This is a genomic window from Ruminobacter amylophilus (assembly GCF_900115655.1).
GTDB classification, from domain to species: domain Bacteria; phylum Pseudomonadota; class Gammaproteobacteria; order Enterobacterales; family Succinivibrionaceae; genus Ruminobacter; species Ruminobacter amylophilus.
Genome location: NZ_FOXF01000010.1, coordinates 1 through 13,173, shown reverse-complemented (window position 1 = coordinate 13,173; position 13,173 = coordinate 1). Strand labels below are relative to the sequence as shown.

11 protein-coding genes, 2 tRNA genes and 2 pseudogenes are annotated in these 13,173 nt (G+C 41.9%); 10 read left to right on the top strand and 5 right to left on the bottom strand.

Annotated features, from left to right (window positions below; translation table 11 throughout):
- Positions 1–31 precede the first annotated feature (31 nt).
- Positions 32–1,378: a dihydroorotase gene (locus BMY80_RS04150; protein ID WP_093141186.1), complete on the bottom strand. Its 1,347-nt coding sequence runs from the start codon at positions 1,376–1,378 to the stop codon at positions 32–34.
- 488 nt (positions 1,379–1,866) lie between these two features.
- On the opposite strand from BMY80_RS04150, the gene BMY80_RS04145 reads away from it, so the two are divergent.
- The 7 genes from BMY80_RS04145 to BMY80_RS04115 all read left to right on the top strand — a co-directional run bounded on the left by BMY80_RS04145 (position 1,867) and on the right by BMY80_RS04115 (position 9,778).
- Positions 1,867–2,484, top strand: a complete 618-nt coding sequence (locus BMY80_RS04145) for an NUDIX domain-containing protein (RefSeq protein WP_093141183.1) — start codon at positions 1,867–1,869, stop codon at positions 2,482–2,484.
- A 475-nt stretch (positions 2,485–2,959) separates the two neighbouring features.
- Positions 2,960–3,796: a 3',5'-cyclic-AMP phosphodiesterase gene (cpdA, locus tag BMY80_RS04140; RefSeq protein WP_093141180.1), complete on the top strand. Its 837-nt coding sequence runs from the start codon at positions 2,960–2,962 to the stop codon at positions 3,794–3,796.
- On the top strand, positions 3,797–4,384 hold the full coding sequence (locus BMY80_RS04135; protein WP_031578986.1) for a YqiA/YcfP family alpha/beta fold hydrolase: 588 nt from the start codon (positions 3,797–3,799) through the stop codon (positions 4,382–4,384). It begins immediately after the preceding gene.
- 201 nt (positions 4,385–4,585) lie between these two features.
- Positions 4,586–6,502 (top strand): DNA topoisomerase IV subunit B, encoded by a 1,917-nt coding sequence (gene parE / locus BMY80_RS04130; RefSeq protein WP_093141177.1) that lies wholly within the window; start codon positions 4,586–4,588, stop codon positions 6,500–6,502.
- A 165-nt stretch (positions 6,503–6,667) separates the two neighbouring features.
- Complete coding sequence (locus BMY80_RS04125; RefSeq protein ID WP_093141174.1) at positions 6,668–7,570, top strand: tyrosine-type recombinase/integrase; 903 nt, start codon at positions 6,668–6,670, stop codon at positions 7,568–7,570.
- Between the two features lie 230 nt (positions 7,571–7,800).
- A complete protein-coding gene (locus tag BMY80_RS04120) occupies positions 7,801–9,111 on the top strand; it encodes a TolC family outer membrane protein (protein ID WP_093141171.1) in 1,311 nt (436 codons plus the stop codon).
- Positions 9,112–9,343: 232 nt separating this feature from the next.
- Positions 9,344–9,778, top strand: coding sequence for a hypothetical protein (locus BMY80_RS04115; RefSeq protein ID WP_031578990.1), 435 nt, complete (start codon positions 9,344–9,346; stop codon positions 9,776–9,778).
- Between the two features lie 117 nt (positions 9,779–9,895).
- Here the strand turns inward: BMY80_RS04115 and rfaE2 are convergent.
- A pseudogene (gene rfaE2 / locus BMY80_RS04110) lies at positions 9,896–10,321 on the bottom strand (D-glycero-beta-D-manno-heptose 1-phosphate adenylyltransferase); the annotation flags it as partial.
- 259 nt (positions 10,322–10,580) lie between these two features.
- Positions 10,581–10,654, bottom strand: a tRNA-Gly gene (locus BMY80_RS04105).
- 228 nt (positions 10,655–10,882) lie between these two features.
- Here BMY80_RS04105 and BMY80_RS04100 point away from each other — a divergent pair.
- The 3 genes from BMY80_RS04100 (at position 10,883) to tsaA (ending at position 12,105) form a co-directional block, all read left to right on the top strand.
- Positions 10,883–10,958: transfer RNA gene (locus BMY80_RS04100), tRNA-Ala, on the top strand.
- 48 nt (positions 10,959–11,006) lie between these two features.
- On the top strand, positions 11,007–11,396 hold the full coding sequence (gene rcsF, locus BMY80_RS04095) for an Rcs stress response system protein RcsF (protein WP_031578992.1): 390 nt from the start codon (positions 11,007–11,009) through the stop codon (positions 11,394–11,396).
- Positions 11,389–12,105 (top strand): tRNA (N6-threonylcarbamoyladenosine(37)-N6)-methyltransferase TrmO, encoded by a 717-nt coding sequence (gene tsaA, locus BMY80_RS04090; protein WP_093141169.1) that lies wholly within the window; start codon positions 11,389–11,391, stop codon positions 12,103–12,105. Before rcsF ends, tsaA begins: the two co-directional genes overlap by 8 nt.
- Positions 12,106–12,204: 99 nt before the next feature.
- On the opposite strand, the gene BMY80_RS04085 is transcribed toward tsaA, so the two are convergent.
- Complete coding sequence (locus BMY80_RS04085) at positions 12,205–12,699, bottom strand: DUF412 family protein (RefSeq protein WP_093141166.1); 495 nt, start codon at positions 12,697–12,699, stop codon at positions 12,205–12,207.
- Between the two features lie 165 nt (positions 12,700–12,864).
- A pseudogene (locus BMY80_RS12350) lies at positions 12,865–13,173 on the bottom strand (transposase); the annotation flags it as partial.

The window sequence follows — 13,173 nt, the reverse complement described above, 5'->3', positions numbered from 1 at the left end:
GAACCGCCGGTTCCGGGATGAAACAATATGATTATCTGTTAAAACGAAGATCTCGTCCGAAAATATTGTTCGGAACAAAAATTCCGTTGTTGACTACGTGGTTGCCGTTAACAAATGTATGCATCACTCTGTTGGCGAATGTGTATCCCAGGAACGGAGACCATTTGCACTTTGAAGCGATATCCACAGGTTTAACGGTGAATTCCTCGTTTTTAACAACAGCTATATCGGCAAAATATCCTTCCTTTATAAAACCTCTTCTGTCGATATTGAATCTTACGGCAGGATTATGGCTTAGAGCCGTTACGGCAGCTTCAAGAGAAAGTTCATTGCGATGAACCAGTTCAAGGACGGCCAGCAGTGAATACTGAATCAGAGGTAATCCGGACGGAGCTTTGTAGAAAGGCTGATTCTTTTCCTCCAGAGTATGAGGAGCATGGTCGGTGGCAATAATTGAAATAATTCCCTGTTCCACTGCACTTATGAGAGCCTTTCTGTCCTCTTCGGTTTTGACGGCAGGGTTGCATTTCAGTCTGTTACCGAGTCTTTCGTATGATTTGTCATTGAAGAACAGATGGTGCGCACACGCTTCGGCTGTTATTTTTCTCTGTTCCAGGCTGATGTCAGCAAAAGGTCTGAACAGCTCAATTTCATCTTCCGTTGAAAGATGAAGAACATGGAGATTTGCTCCGGTTTCAAGTGCCAGATCCACGGCTTTCTTGGTTGATTTGTAGCATGCCTTGTGATTTCTGATGAGAGGATGCATGTAAGGTTTTAAATTTTCCTCTCCGTACCTGGCCTTGAATTCTTCCATGTTTTTGTTAATCAGGGCATTGTCTTCACAGTGTGTGGCTATGAGAACATGACAGTTTTTGAATATATTGTAGAGAGCCTCATCCTTGTCAACAAGAAGATTGCCGGTAGAAGAACCCATGAAGATTTTCACGCCGCAGATTTCAGCAGGGTTTATTTTCTGTATTTCTTCCATGTTGTTTTCGGTTGCACCGAGGTAGAAAGAGTAGTTTGCGTATGAATTTCTGGCCGCTATGTCCTTTTTGGCCATGATGTCTTCAATGGTTACTGCCGGAGGATTGTTGTTCGGCATGTCCATGAATGAAGTTGTTCCTCCAAGCACTGCAGCCACTGATTCAGTGGCAATGGTAGCCTTGTGGGTTGCGCCGGGTTCACGGAAGTGAACCTGGTCGTCTATCACGCCTGGCAGTACAAGCATATCTCTGCAGTCGATGATTTCGTAGCTGTCATCAGCAGGAATGCTTGTGTCAATTCTTTCAATCAGGCCGTTTTTTAGAAGAATGTCTCTCTGGCTGGTACAGCCTTCATTTATGTATGTAGCGTTTTTTAAAAGTGTGGCTGACATTTTGATAAATAATCCTGTATGTGTACCGGCGGACTGCACGGTTCCGTGAAAACGGTGGGCGTGAAACAGCCGGTGTAAGCATTGATGTTCAAGTTCCGTGTTTTATTTTACTCTACTCTAATTTACAAAACAAAAATATCAGCAGGAACAGTTGTGGGTAAAAATGAGTAATATGACGTTTTCTGATGAAAATATAGACAATGTAAAGGTATTTGGAAGCATATTCTCTGTCATACTTTGCAAGAGTTGTGTAAAGTATATAGAATGTAATAAAAAAATGATAAAAATGTTAAAACGATTAGATTTTAATCGTTTTTTATTGAAAGACAGTTAAGCAAGATAAAAATAATTTTTATAAATCACTGTCTTTTTATAATGAAAACATTTTCTTTCACAATTTTTTGAATTTGTTGTATGTAAAATCAACAGAGAAAAGGGTTGCGGGAATATTCCGAGGCGTGTCTTACAACTTTTTAAACGGTAAATTAATGCGGCGGCAACATTTAAAATATACATTGCATGGAACTGAACCACTGTATAAAGGTTTTTTTGGTATGGATCGGTATACGGTGAGTTATGAGGGCTTTGACGGCACGATCATAGGTCCTATGTCCCGTGAAATTTTTGAAAGAGGTGATGCCGCTGCATTGGTTCCTTATGATCCGGTAAGGGATGAGGTGATTCTTATCGAACAGTTCCGTCCGGGGGCAATAAGAAAAGATCAGAATCCGTGGCTGCTTGAAGTGGTAGCCGGAATTGTTGATGAAAAGGACAGGCATAATACTCTGAATACCGTACTTAGAGAAGTCAGGGAAGAAGCCGGAGTGGAATGCAGTAAAGCCGTGTTTGCCACCCGCTTTTTTACTACTCCGGGCGGATCAACTGAAAGTATCGATCTCTACATTGGTATGGTTGATGCTTCAAAAGCCTGCGGGATCCACGGACTTGCGACAGAGCATGAGAACATAAGGGTTTTTTCGGTGCCTTTTTCTGAAGCATATGAAATGCTGGAAAACGGGGATTTCTGTAATGCCATAGCCATTATCGGAATTCAGTATCTGGCCCTTCACAGAGAAAAAATCAGAAAGAATTTTCTGTCTGAGTAGCTCTGTAATAAATGTGTGATTGTTCAAAAATTATAAAAACAAAAAATTTTTTTATGGTTTTTATGATTTATTTTTACGTTTTTTATTATAAATATATATAAAATTGTTTTCGATTGTTGTAGTAAATCAATTCGTTAATTTGTGTCGTTTGTGATACATCAATAGCTGCACAACTGATCATTTCTTCAGTCTTCCGGTGGGGTGAGCTCTGATTCGCTTTGAATCCGAGACGTTTCGGAAAGATGAACTGAAGTTAATTTTAGCTTTTTGCGGGAAACATTAACTTAAGGAAATCATTCAATAAAAAATATTGAACGCAGAAACAACAGCAGTCATAAAAGAATGCGTCATTCGGTAATGCAAAATGACCGTACTGCTGTCGGACGGGTGATTTCTGACAGTGCATGGGAATGCTCCTTTTTCTTTTCCTGTAGGTGATTTTTGGAGCATCAAGCAATATAGGATTTTATTATCAGTGCAAGATTTTGATAAAGAATATGTAAAGCCTTCCAGAGCTGACGGGGCATTCAGTATCCTTCAGCTTACTGATACGCATCTGTTTGCGGATCTGAATACTGGCTTTTTAGGTATCAATACAGCCGGAAGTCTTCAGGCTGTGATTGATGCTGTTCTCAGACAGAATAGAAAATTTGATTTGATAATTGCTACAGGTGATATTGCTCAGGATTATTCCGAACAGTCCTATATCAATTTCGCCAAAATGATGCACGATTCTTTCTCACAGCCGGTATTCTGGCTTCCGGGCAATCATGATGACGGTCCAAAAATGGCCAGAGTATTCCCAACCGTGGGAGTCAGTGCCGCCAAGAACGTAATAGTTGATAAATGGCAGTTCGTACTGCTTAATACTCAGGTCTACAACGCACCCTTCGGCTGGATAACTCCGGAAGAGCTAAATTATCTCAGACAGTGTCTGGATAATCATCCGGAACTTTATACGGTTGTGTGTCTGCATCATAATGCCTACAGGGTAAACAGCGCATGGCTTGATCAGCATGAGCTGAGAAATAAGGAAGAACTTCTTGAGCTTATTTCTCACTATCCGAAAGTGAAGCTTGTTCTTTGCGGACATGTGCATCAGGAAACGGATTTTGTAAGAGACGGAATAAGATTTATTTCTTCTCCTGCCACAAGTATTCAGTTTGAACCTTTAAGTTTTAATTTCGGCCTGGACAGCAAAGGACCGGGGTGGAGGTACATAACATTCACTCCTGACGGAGGCATATCCACTGATGTGTATCGTCTGCCTTTTGAGTCGTTCAGACCTGATTTTGCGATAGGCGGGTACTAAATGAATAACACTGTGGTTTTATATGTTCATGGGTTCAAGTCCTCATCCAGAGCCGTGAAGGCGACTCAGACAAAGGATTACATACACGACTATGAGGTGGATCTTTCCTTTGATGCCATGGATCTTCCAAATACCCCCGCAGAGGCTTTTGCCGACATGTGTTCTCTTGTTGAGAAGTACCTGAACCAGGGGGTAAAGGTGTGTCTTATCGGAAGTTCGATGGGCGGTTTTCTGTCAATGTATCTGTCTGCCAAGTACAACCTTAAGGCCGTACTGATAAATCCGTGTGTGTATCCGTGGAATTTCCTTGAACAGGTTAAGGGAAAGCAGATAAACGTTTATACCGGAGATGAGTTCGAAATTACCGAAAAGCATGTTGAGGATGCAAAAAAAATAGCGGAATCATACGAGCTTAATACAAAAAATCTGGCTCTGTTTCTTCAGAGAGGGGATGAACTGCTGGATTATGTCGATGCCAGCGTGCTTCTGGGACGCAGTGCACTGGTTCATATAGAGGACGGTGGCTGTCATCAGTTTGATCATTATGAATTCTATCTTCCTGAAATAATCCGATTCCTTATAAACTGATTTTTCCTGACAGGCCTCTCTGATAAATTTCAAGAGGCTTTTCCTTTCAAATATTTCAGTATGTTATAATAGACCTCCAAAGGACGTGAAAAAGCCTGCAGTTAAGGCTTTTGTCCGGCTGTATATTAATGAAATCAAAGTATAAATACGGTTTAGGCAAGATTGTAAGTATCTAACCTCTTTCTATTTCAGGTGATGGTAATGTCAACAGATGTTTTAGATGAATATAATGGCGATTCGATTGAAGTTCTTGAAGGTCTGGATCCTGTTCGCAGACGTCCGGGGATGTATACTGATACTTCTTCACCAAATCATCTGGGTATGGAAGTTATTGACAACAGTGTCGACGAGGCTCTGGCGGGATTTGCCACTAAAATAGACGTGGTTCTGTATGAGGATCAGTCTCTGGAGGTTGCCGATAACGGTCGAGGCATGCCTGTGGACATTCATTCTCAGGAAAAGGTTCCGGCCGTGGAACTGATTTTCGGTAAACTGCATGCCGGCGGTAAATTCTCAAACCGTAACTATTCCTTCTCCGGCGGTCTGCACGGCGTTGGTGTGAGTGTGGTGAATGCCCTGTCTGAAAAGCTTGAAGCTGAAATCAAGCGTGACGGCAAGGTGTATAAGATTGGATATGCCGACGGAAACAAGGTAGAGGATCTTCATGTTATAGGTGAGGTGGGAAAAAAGAACACCGGAACAAAAATCCGTTTCAAACCGAATCCGACGTATTTTGAGCGTACAAATTTCCGTGTAAGTTCCATGATTGCACTGCTTAAGGCCAAAGCTGTTCTTTGTCCGGGGCTTACCATTACTTTTCTGAATACACTGACCAGTGAAACATACAGCTGGTGCTTCAAGGGCGATTTAAAGGAATATCTTGTTACCGCACTTGGTGAGGCCTCATACGTTCCTTCACCGGAGCCTTTTGCCGGTCATATGGAAGTGGAAGATGCGATTGTTGACTGGGCTTTCGTATGGATGAGCCAGTCGGCAGGAACGGTTTCGGAATCATATGTCAACCTGATTCCTACTCCTTTGGGAGGTACTCATGTCAACGGCCTTAGACAGGCGGTCAACAGTTCTCTTAAGGAGTTCTGTGATATTCACAACATGCTACCGAAAAACGTGAGTCTAACAATAGACGATACCTGGGATAACATCTCTTTTGTTCTGTCGGTGAAAATCCCGGAACCTCAGTTTGCCGGTCAGACAAAGGAAAAACTGTCAAACAGAGAATGTGCATCACTGGTTGTGAATGCCGTAAAGGACAGTTTTACTCTCTGGCTTAACGCCAACATTGAAGCGGCAAATGCCATTGCTGAAATATGTATTGCCAGAGCCACAGCCAGAACAACAACCGCCAAGACCGTAAACAGAAAAAGAGTGGTTGGCGGTCCTACTCTGCCTGGAAAACTGAAGGATTGCACCTGTACAGATCCTTTAAGAGGGGAGCTGTTCCTGGTGGAAGGTGATTCTGCAGGCGGTTCCGCAAACAGTGCAAGAGACCGCGAATATCAGGCTGTTCTTCCTCTCCGCGGTAAAATTCTGAATACCTGGGATGTTGAAACGGCCAGAATTTTTGAATCTGATACCATTCAGGATATCTCCGTGGCTATTGGTCTTGACCCTTCATCTGATGATCTCAGCGGGCTGAGATACGGTAAAATCTGTATTCTTGCAGATGCGGATTCTGACGGTCTGCATATCGGCACCCTGATTTGTGCCCTGTTTGCCAAACATTTCCCTAAGGTTATCGAAGAAGGTCATCTTTACGTGGCCATGCCTCCTCTGTTCCGTGTGGTGCAGGGAACAGAAAGCTATTATGTTCTGGATGAAGAGGAAAAGGAGAATCTGGTCAAAAAGCTAAGTACCAAGCATAAGGGAAATATTGAGGTTACCCGATTCAAAGGTCTTGGTGAAATGAATGCTTCACAGCTTAAAGAAACCACTATGGCTCCGGCCACCAGACGTCTGGTGAGACTTACTCTCGATGAAACCAATGAGAAGGCGGCCTACAGCATCATGGACATGCTTCTTTCCAAGAAAAACAAGAGGGAAGCTGACAGAAGGGAATGGCTGGCAACCAAAGGTTATCTGGCAGATGTTGAAGACTAACCCATTTTTAATTATTCATGCTGTAACAACCAGAACCGAGGATATATACTTAGAGTGTGAATGTTTCTGATTGAGAGAGAATCAGGCTGTTCCGTCTCAGTGTTTTTCATAGTCGGAATTATCGGCCGGTACTCAGCAGGGGTTGAATAATAAGGAATGGTCTGAATGGATAAGGTTCTCAGTCTGTACGAGTCGTATATCAGGGGGGAGCTCGGTCTCTCCGAGGCAACTCTGAGTACCTATCTGTATCAGGTCAGAAAATTTCTTGTATTCCTCTCCGGAAGAAACACTTCATACACTGATTTTTCCGTTGATGATTTTGAAGCATTTCTGGCATATACCGTTGATGAGCTCAGACAGAAGGAGAATACAACGGTAATATCGATAAACGCCCTTCGTTCATTCATGAAATTTCTTCGTGTTGAAGGCATCAGAAAGGATAATCCTCTCGAAAATGTTTCAACACCAAAACTCGGACAGAGAATACCTAAAGTGGTGTCTCATCAGGAAGTGATGAAGATGCTGCATGCCCTGAGTGAGGATTCTCTTGATGCACTCAGAGACAAATGTCTTCTTCTGTTCATATACGGTTCCGGTCTGCGATCAAGTGAAGTCATGAACCTGTCGTATGACATGATAAATTTTGAAAGTCAGTTTCTGAAAATCAGAGGAAAGGGCAGCAAGGAACGTCAGGTACCGGTATCGGATGAACAGATAAGGGTTCTTAATCTTTATACCGCCAAGATGAAGGAGCTTATGTCTGAGGGGAAGATTCCGGAGTACAAGGGGGCTCTGATTTTTGTAAATCCTAAAACAGGGAAGGTGTTTACACGACAGTACCTGTTTCTCCACATAAAATCCCTGATAAAAAAAGTCGGAATAGTCAGAAACGTGTCGGCTCATACTTTAAGACATGCGTTTGCCACGGAACTTCTCGACAATGGGGCGGATTTGAAATCAATACAGGAGCTTTTGGGGCATTCATCAATGACTACCACTGAGATCTATACTCACGTGGCTAAAAGCCGTATGCATAAGATTTATGAGAAAACCCATCCCCGCTCATGAAAAACGGCATCTTATTCCTTAATTTGAAAAATTTTTTCCAAAATTAACATACATGTATGTATAATTAACATAAATGTATGTGTTATGGCCGCTTTACGCGTATGCGAATTATGGAAAAATATGTGTTTTTGCCTACAAATGTTCCAAAAGTGGCATCATAAAATCATGTTATCAATTTTGAGTTTTAGTATAATAGCAGAAGACTATTTGTAGATTTTTAGGGGGAAGTCATGCGATTATCATTAGTGTGGTCTGCAGTTTTAGCTTCAACATTATCCGGTGCTGTTTATGCAGACGATCTTATGGACATATATGGTTTGGCTTTGGCTAAAGATCCGGTTGTTCTTCAGGTTAAGGCTCAGAGAGATGCTACACGTGAAGCCATTAACGAAGTTGATGCCGCAATGCTGCCGCAGATCAATCTTTCCGGCGACGCACATTACGTGAAAACCAATAAGAATGATGCAGGCACAGCTTTCGTGGCCGGAGGTAACGTTTCTCTTCAGCAGGCTATCTGGCGTCATTCAAATCACATCAACAGTTCCATTGCCCAGAAGAGAGCTACCGCAATGGATCTTTCGTACAACGATGCAATGCAGGGACTGATAATCAGAACCGCAAGCGCTTATTTCGGAGTGCTTGAAGCTCAGGATATTCTTGAATTCAAAAAAGCCGATCGCGATGCTCTGAAGCGTCATTATGATGAATCAAATCAGAAGTTCTCCGTGGGGCTGATTGCGAATACCGATGTTCAGGAAGCAAAAGCAGCGTATGACCTTGCAACAGCTCAGGTAATAATTGCTGAAAATGATCTTGCCAACAAATATGAAAATCTGCGTCAGCTTACAGGAATGGAACACAAGAATCTTTCAAAGCTGGACGTAAACAGATTTTCAACACCAGGTGTCACCGGTAATTCTTCATCATGGCTGAAAACAGCTGAGGAAAACAATATAAGTCTTCAGGCTAAGATGATTGAAAAGGAAATAGCCAAGGATCAGATCAGCCTGGCTCAGACAGGACACGAACCTACTCTTGATCTGTATGGTCAGCTCGGATCCGAATATACCGATTACAAGGAAAATACCATCGGTAAGGAAGACGGTACTACAAACAGCGGTATTGTCGGGTTGTCTTTCAACATGCCTCTGTACAGCGGCGGTGCGGTTTCCAGTGCGGTTGAACAGGCTAAACTCAATTATGTGGCTGCCAGTGAAAGTCTGGAAAACACTCATCGTACCGTGCAGACTTCACTGTATAACCAGTACAACAACATAAACGCCTCAATCGGAACCGTTAAGGCTTATACACAGACCGTGGTTTCTGCTCAGAGTGCGCTTGATGCGACTGAAGCCGGTTATGATGTGGGTACCAGAACAATTGTGGACGTTCTTGATGCCACTGAAAATCTGTACAATGCCAAGAGTAATCTTGCAAGTGCACGTTATACCTACATTCTCAGCTGGCTGAATCTCAGATATACTTCAGGACTGCTGTCAGAAGAAGATATCAAAGCCATAAACTCCGGACTGATAAAGTAGGCTGTTGTTTAAAAAGGAAGCTAAAACATTATTTAGATAGCAAAATCATTTGATGTTTGAACTTTATCTGAGTACATTCAAGCAAAAAATGCTATATTATTTAGAGAAGAATTAGTATTATGTGCAGATAATGCACTTAGAGAGTATCATGAGGCTTCCTAGTACTCAGCTGTGAGTATCCGTTTTAGATGGGAAAACAGTAAAATAAGGATGTCGGGGGAGGATTATAGAAATGGGTTTTTTTGATAAAATTTTAGGTAAGGAAGGAGCGTCTGACTCTTCCAGCGGCCTTGGAAAGGTTACTGAAGAAGACCACAGAAACGCCCTTATAAAAGAACGCCCTGATTTATGCAAGAAACTTTCTGATTTGCCAGCCGATGAAGTTGTTAAACGTGACGGCAAAATTGATATAACCTTTAAGGGATGGCAGATTTGTAACGTTGAAGAACGTCATAATAAGGATGATCGTCGTTTAGGTTATCTTAAACTGTTCAAGACCAGAAACGATAAGTTTGTATGCCAGCGCATGACTCTTATTGATAATGAAGAAAAACAGTATATCGCCGCTACAGTTGAAGATTTTCCGGCTATAAGAAATTTTTTCGGAGAAGATTCACTTGCTCAGGCTTTATATGTGATGCTTGACAGGGTTTCAAAGGACTGGTAGTTTCCTGATATCCTCGGTTAAATAAAGGCATGACTCTCGGGAGCCATGCCTTTTTGCGTTTCTTATGATGAACTGAAGGCACGAAAAGTTATTCGTGCCATGATTTCGAGTAAAATCCTAGGCGAGTGATTTTATTTTCTTTATTACATTGGTTGTTGAACAGCCGTTTTTAAAGCAGAGAATTCTGACCTCACCGCCGTTGGCTTTAACTTCATGATAACCGGCAATGTCCTCTGGTTTATAGTCGCCCCCCTTAACAAGTATGTCAGGCAGCACCCTTGCAATAAGTTCTCTTGGGGTATCTTCGTCGAAAGGTACCACCCAGTCGACGGCATGCAGTGCAGAAAGAATTGTCATTCTTTCCTGAGTGTTGTTGATAGGGCGGGTAGGACCTTTAAGTCTTGATACTGACGCATCGGTATTTACTGCCACAATAAGAATGTCCCCGAGTTCCTTGGCTTCTTTCAGGTAGCTGACATGTCCTGAATGCAGAATATCGAAACAGCCGTTGGTCATTACCACCTTTAATCCCTGCTGTTTGGCTTTGTTTCTTAAGGAAATGAGTTCTTCCGCTGTTAAGATCTCGTGATCTCTTTCGATAGAGGCTTTATTCATATTTGTGTCCCTGAAGGATTCTTGATTAAAAACTAAAATACCTGTGTAAGTTTACACGGAAATATTCAACAATAAAGTAAATTACCACAAAAATAAGAGTTTTGGCATATGGTATAAGAATATTGAGGTAATTTATCAGAGTAGTGCAGAAACTGAATATGCACAGGTAACTGAGACTTGGATGATTTGGAGCGGGCGACGGGAATCGAACCCGCGTGTAAAGCTTGGGAAGCTTTCATTCTACCATTGAATTACGCCCGCATTGAACAGAGACAATTGTAATTAGTTTTAAATTCAATTGCAAACTATAATTTTGGCTGTTCTGATATAGTGTTTTTATTTGGCTAAATTATAGGCAGAAAACATTGCTGCAGCAGTGTCTGACCGGTTTTGAATAATCTGTTGGTTATAAAAAATACAAAATAAACTGTTTTTGAAAAAAATATTTGACAATGTGCAGGTCCACCTATAAAATAACACCCGTTCCTTGGGGTTATAGCTCAGTTGGGAGAGCGCTTGCATGGCATGCAAGAGGTCCGCGGTTCGATCCCGCGTAGCTCCACCAAGTCTTTTAGACTTTCAAAAATTTTCTGAATTATTCAACAACAAATCCATGTTAAGAAAGAGTTTATTTCTAATTCCTTTTTTTATTGTATCAGGATGTTCGTCTTTTTCATTTGAGTCCAACCTGGATCCTGACAACATTATTTCTTATTTTGAAATTTCAAAAGTAAAAATATACGACAAAAACGAGCTTCAGGAACTTAATTACGAGGATATGGGGACCGTGGAAGGTCTTTCCTGTCAGATTAGGGAAACGGATCCTGAACCTACAGAGAAGGAAGCCCGTTCGGATGCCAGGGTTCAGGCCCTTAAAAGAGGCGGTAACGGTCTGGTTTACAGTACCTGTATAACTCTTGAGGATACTCCTGCCTGTGTACGCAGTGTTTCATGCTACGCACGTGTCGTTCTTGTGAAAGAGGATGAAGAAAAGCATGAATAACCTTAAGTCGGAAGAAGTTACGGTCAGATCCATAGGCTATATCGAAACTCCTTTTGATGAAAAGTTTGCAGTGCCGAGACAGAGCTCACTGATTAGTCACGGTCATTTTGAAATTCACTTCCATCCTCCTTATGACGCTGAAGAGGCGTTTAAGGGGATTGATGACTTTTCACATCTGTGGATAAGTTTTCTGTTTGACAGAATAAATGAAGACGATTCATTCAGACCGACTGTCAGACCGCCGAGACTCGGGGGAAATGAATACAAAGGTGTTTTTGCAACCCGTTCTCCGTTCAGACCTAACAGACTCGGTCTGTCCGTGGTGAAACTTCTCAGTGTGAACAGAAATCACGGTAAGGTATCGCTCATCGTAGCGGGAGCAGATATGGTTAACGGCACTCCGATAATCGACGTTAAACCGTATATTGAGTTTGTTGATTCAATCCCGTCAGCCGTCAGCGGATTTGCAAGAGAGGCTCCGGTAATGCATCAGGTGTCCTTTTCGGAAGAGGCACTGAAACAGATTGCGGAAACAGGCATACCTGATTTCAGAGAACTTATAGAAGAGGTTCTGGCTCAGGATCCCCGACCTGCGTATAAATCAAGACATTCGGATGAAAGATTGTACGGTGTCGGACTGTGCGGTTATGACGTTAAATGGCAGGCATCCGAATCAGGCTTTACGGTCAGGTACCTGGAAAAAGCATGATCATGAATGCGGCAGAAAAAATCTGCTGTTTTGCCGTGGAATATTTTAATTGACACAGTACTTCCTTCTGACAAGCTCACCCGCGGCTCAGACGGCCTGTTACATTTTTTCAGTGATTTTTTTGAAAGTGGAGTCGTCTGTCGAAGCTCGCTTCAGAACTTTGGCAAGACTCAATCCCGTAGGTTGAAGTTCTGCGGTTATTTCCAGCTGTTCACATATTTCCCTGTACCAGACAAGTGTCTTTCCGGTAAGCTGTCGTTCAGCTCTTTTGCCAAGCCATCTGTATCCTGTAAGAGGAATGAGTATGTAGTTTGCCAGAATGATAAAGAATCCTATCCAGGGAATATATCTGAAGGTGTCGGAAAGAATGTGTCCGCTGTAGTATGCCCATATTATGGAAACGGCAAGCACATACGGAAGAATTTCCGAAGAGTTCCTGATAATGCTGATTACAAGACCTTCTCTGAATACGTTGTTGAGTATTTTTCTGTCCGGCCAGACTTTTTCGTATTCCTTTCCGGAGCGCAGAAGCTGCAGTATCCCCATAAACAATTCCAACTCGGTAAACACCGCCTGCTTTCCAAGAATAATCAAATAAGATCCTGACAGGAAAACTGAACGGATTTGATAAATTTATGATATCCGATATTGTATGTGAAAATCTTCGTTTAAGTAAATTATTTGCGGACATTGTTCCTGCTGAAGCGTAAAACCTGTCAGTTGTTTTTTAATGAATTAGAACTTTCCCAAATCGTAATACTATACATTCTTTTTTGGTCTGCCAGGAGATCTTTTAGTTGGTACTTCATCTTGTGGTAAAAGAGACAACTTTTGAAGTACCTTAACCTGAGACGGATTCATATTAATAAGTTGCCAGTCACCCGAGTTAATTCTGGCTTGTTTAGCTCTTTTTAAAATTGACATGATTTTTTTATAGGTAAATGTGTTCAGTAATTCAGCCTTATCAAATTTGTTAATCAATTTAAACGATAGAACAGTTGACAGGAAATTGCAGAATTCACTTCCTATGATTGAGTAATCATCATGCACTCTGGTTTCATCAAACAG

Excerpts from the sequence above, each read along its gene's own strand:
- parE (WP_093141177.1), top strand. The coding sequence starts at position 4,586 with ATGTCAACAGATGTTTTAGATGAATATAATGGCGATTCGATTGAAGTT.
- BMY80_RS04115 (WP_031578990.1), top strand. The coding sequence starts at position 9,344 with ATGGGTTTTTTTGATAAAATTTTAGGTAAGGAAGGAGCGTCTGACTCT.
- BMY80_RS04135 (WP_031578986.1), top strand. The coding sequence starts at position 3,797 with ATGAATAACACTGTGGTTTTATATGTTCATGGGTTCAAGTCCTCATCC.
- BMY80_RS04150 (WP_093141186.1), bottom strand. The coding sequence starts at position 1,378 with ATGTCAGCCACACTTTTAAAAAACGCTACATACATAAATGAAGGCTGT.
- rcsF (WP_031578992.1), top strand. The coding sequence starts at position 11,007 with ATGTTAAGAAAGAGTTTATTTCTAATTCCTTTTTTTATTGTATCAGGA.
- BMY80_RS04145 (WP_093141183.1), top strand. The coding sequence starts at position 1,867 with ATGCGGCGGCAACATTTAAAATATACATTGCATGGAACTGAACCACTG.
- BMY80_RS04120 (WP_093141171.1), top strand. The coding sequence starts at position 7,801 with ATGCGATTATCATTAGTGTGGTCTGCAGTTTTAGCTTCAACATTATCC.
- BMY80_RS04125 (WP_093141174.1), top strand. The coding sequence starts at position 6,668 with ATGGATAAGGTTCTCAGTCTGTACGAGTCGTATATCAGGGGGGAGCTC.
- tsaA (WP_093141169.1), top strand. The coding sequence starts at position 11,389 with ATGAATAACCTTAAGTCGGAAGAAGTTACGGTCAGATCCATAGGCTAT.